The sequence below is a fragment of the Erwinia sp. PME.40.26/001 genome, assembly GCF_055556675.1.
On sequence record NZ_JBVHNP010000369.1, the window covers coordinates 1 to 245 of the forward strand.

1 protein-coding gene is annotated in these 245 nt (G+C 69.8%); it reads right to left on the reverse strand.

Features of this window, described 5'->3' with window-relative positions; genetic code table 11:
• Positions 1–245, reverse strand: a 245-nt coding sequence (locus tag ACZ3HG_RS24580; protein ID WP_465335115.1) for a hypothetical protein, incomplete at both ends; no start/stop codon positions are given.

A 245-nucleotide genomic window follows, 5' to 3' on the forward strand; every position in this document is an offset into this window, starting at 1 on the left:
CGACGCAGGGCGCGTCGAGGCGGTCGAGGTTGCCGAGCATGTCGTACTCGCGACGGGCCATCTCCTCGGTCGTCTCCTTGATGGCGACGACGCGGCCGGAGAGGTTCGCGAACCGCACGAGGTGGCGCGAGATGCCCTTGGGAAGGGCGACGATGTGGGAGCTCGGCCAGTCGGCCAGGCCCGTCGACCACGGCAGCTGCAACAGTCCCGGGTCGACGGCGCTGGCGGTGATGCTGAGGGATTCG